Source organism: Streptomyces sp. PT12, assembly GCF_003311645.1.
Lineage (GTDB): Bacteria > Actinomycetota > Actinomycetes > Streptomycetales > Streptomycetaceae > Streptomyces.
Window position 1 is genome coordinate 1 of the sequence record NZ_QEST01000212.1, and the last position, 2,702, is coordinate 2,702.

Here is a 2,702-nt window from a genome sequence, read left to right on the forward strand (position 1 = left end):
AGCCTGCCCGACCCCAACCAACCAGAACAACACTTAGACGCGACAATCTACTAGTGCTGTGACCGTTTAGGTTTGCCGGGTTGGTCGGGCTGCGGGTGCGAGGGGGCGTCCGCCCCAGCGGATGCCCTTTTCGCTGCGGATGCGGGCGCGTTCTCGGCGTTGGGCGGTGAGCACGTCGGGGTGGCGGGCGTTGGCGTTGCGCCAGCGCAGGTAGGCGTGCAGTGCCTGGGTCTGCGCGGGGTGGCTGCGGTGGTGGGAGTTGGCCAGGGTGAACTGCCGCAGCGGGCCGAAGTGGGCTTCGATCGGGTTGGCCCAGGAGGCGTAGGTCGGGGTGAAGCACAGCTCGACCTTGTTCCTGTCCGCCCAGCGGCGGATCGTCGCTCCGGTGTGGGCGGACAGGTTGTCCAGGACGATGTAGACCGGGGCCCCGTCCGGGCGGGCCGCACGGATCGATTTCAGGGCTGCCAGGGTGTTCGCGGTTCCCTTGTGGCGGTTGTTGACGCCCCACAGCCGGTCTTCGCCGACCGAGTAGCAGCCGTGGAAGTAGGTGACGCCGTGGGTGCGGCGGTAGGTCGCCGGCAGGCGGTCGGGCCTGCCCTGCTTCGCCCAGCACGACCCCGCGGTGGGCCGGATCCCCAGGGGGCCGAACTCGTCGAATGCGAAGACCCGGTCCGGGAAACGCCGGGTCACCTGCTCGATCCGGTCGAGCTTGGCGTCGCGTTCGCGGTCGGGGGATTCCTTCCACGTCTTGGTGCGCTGGAAGGTGACCCCGCGGCGGGCGAGCAGGCACCGTAAGGCCTCACGGCCGATGCGGATCATATGGCCGGGCACACGGCGCAGATAGGCAGCGAGTTTGCGGATCGACCAGCGGGTGAAAGGCTGCCCGAGCCGGGCGGGGCGGGTGGTGGCCGTCTGGATGACGAAGTCCTCCTCGTCATCATCGAGCAGGCGGGGACGGCCTCCCGCCCACCGAGGGTCCAGGCACGCCAGGCCGATCTCGTTGAACCGGTGGATCACCTCCCGCACCGTGTCCTCGTCGGCCTGGACCAGCTGGGCGATCACCGGGACGCGGTTCCCGCCGGCGGACGCCAGCACCATCATCGCCCGGCGGTAGCGCACCGAACTGGTGCTGCCCCGGCGCACGATCTGCTGCAGTTTCCGCCCTTCCTGATCGGTCAGTCTGCGCACCCGCACAGGCTCGGCCACCACACCTCCAGCGGTCGCAACAAACGTCACCGCCCATCCAACCGCCACGACCACCAACCCGGCGAACCTTCCCGGTCACAGCACTAGCTCCGTGGTCGCGCCGGGCGGGCCGAGGCCGGTGCTGACCCAGGACCATGAGGAGGGCACCCCGCTGTGAGGAATTTCCGCTTGTCCCGTTCCGCGCCCCGGGGGCGCGGGCGGCTCGGGACCGCCGTCGCCGTTTTCGCCGCGGGAGCCGCCGCGGTGGTCGTGGCGCCCGCCGCGCCCGCCGCCGTGACGCCTACGTCTACGGATACGGATACCCCAAGTTCAACGAGGGGGTCACGACTGCGGACCCGTCGAAGAGGGGCAAGAGCGGCTTCACCTACAAGGCCACGGCCTCCGCGCCCACCACCCCCTCGACGCCGCCCAAGCCCCCGGCCCCGCCTGCCTTCCCCGGTCGCGACAAGTTCGGCCCGGGGGCGAACAACAAGTACGTCACCCAGCTCGGCCAGGCCCTCGTCCGAAAGGGCTACGGCCGGTACTACCGCGTCGGCCCCGGACCCCGCTGGACGGATGCCGACCGGAACGCCACTCGGGCCTTCCAGCGGGCCCAGGGCTGGTCCGGTTCGGATGCGGACGGCTACCCCGGCCCGGAGACCTGGCGTCGGCTCATGAAGTGACTGTCCCGCACCAACCTCCCCTCACCATCCCATCACTCTTTGGAGTCATGCATGAATGAATTCATCCGCAACCACGGTGTGAGGCTCTACGCCGTGCTCGCCGCCGCTGTGCCGCTCGTCGCCAGCCTGTGGTCCAACATCTCCTGGGAGCCGTTCCTCGCCGTCGCCGCGGTGCTGCTCGGTACCGGTGAGGTTGCCCAGCGCGCCGAGAACCGCAAGACGGCTGAGGCCCTGGAGCTGCCCTCCTCCTGGGAGGCCGCCCGGATGCGGCAGGCCGATCTCACCGACCTGGAGCACCGCCAGCCGTGAACTGGCCCGCAGCGCCCCCGGTCAGCAGCCGGGGGCGCTGCGCAGCAGGCCAGATCAGTAGTCCCCGTCGTACGCGTCGTCGTAGACACCCGCCGCGTCGGCGAAGGGGTTGTACTCGGGGTATTTCACTCGGTAATCCTCTTCCTGGTCAAGGCGGTCCTGCCAGTGCTTCTCGCAGCGCGGGTAGGACTGCCCGGTGCCGCTGAGCGCCTGGCGGTACTGCACCGGTCCGGCGCACTCGAACGAGTCGTTGATGCACTCAAGCTGCTCGCTCATGGTCAGACCTCCGCCGAGATGAAGGACTGCATGTCAGGGGTGAGCCAGCCGATCACCTTGCCGGTCTCCATGTGGAGTACGGACAGGGATCCGTCCGTGGCGAGCCAGCCCTCGTACAGGACCCCGCGCCGGGCCGGGTGGGGCTTCGGCTTCCTCTCGGGCTTCGGCTCGACAACGACCGGCGCCTGATCCTCAGAGCGCGTTTGAGATCTGGTTATGAGGTGCGTCGCAGGGGTCGCCGTCCGGGTC

At 69.5% G+C, this 2,702-nt stretch carries 4 protein-coding genes and 1 pseudogene; 2 read left to right on the plus strand and 3 right to left on the minus strand.

Annotated elements, in window-relative coordinates; translation table 11 throughout:
• Positions 1-66: 66 nt before the first annotated feature.
• Complete coding sequence (locus tag DEH69_RS22955) at positions 67-1,206, minus strand: IS630 family transposase (RefSeq protein WP_309302894.1); 1,140 nt, start codon at positions 1,204-1,206, stop codon at positions 67-69.
• Between the two features lie 425 nt (positions 1,207-1,631).
• Between DEH69_RS22955 and DEH69_RS33045 the strand changes: the two are divergent.
• Both DEH69_RS33045 and DEH69_RS22965 read left to right on the plus strand, forming a co-directional pair.
• Positions 1,632-1,868 (plus strand): annotated as a pseudogene (locus tag DEH69_RS33045) (peptidoglycan-binding protein); the annotation flags it as partial.
• Between the two features lie 51 nt (positions 1,869-1,919).
• Complete coding sequence (locus tag DEH69_RS22965) at positions 1,920-2,177, plus strand: hypothetical protein (protein WP_147255785.1); 258 nt, start codon at positions 1,920-1,922, stop codon at positions 2,175-2,177.
• 54 nt (positions 2,178-2,231) lie between these two features.
• On the opposite strand, the gene DEH69_RS22970 is transcribed toward DEH69_RS22965, so the two are convergent.
• Positions 2,232-2,453 (minus strand): hypothetical protein, encoded by a 222-nt coding sequence (locus DEH69_RS22970; protein ID WP_113688903.1) that lies wholly within the window; start codon positions 2,451-2,453, stop codon positions 2,232-2,234.
• A 2-nt stretch (positions 2,454-2,455) separates the two neighbouring features.
• Positions 2,456-2,702: hypothetical protein (locus tag DEH69_RS32160; RefSeq protein ID WP_220131330.1), on the minus strand; the 247-nt coding region annotated here is incomplete at its 5' end.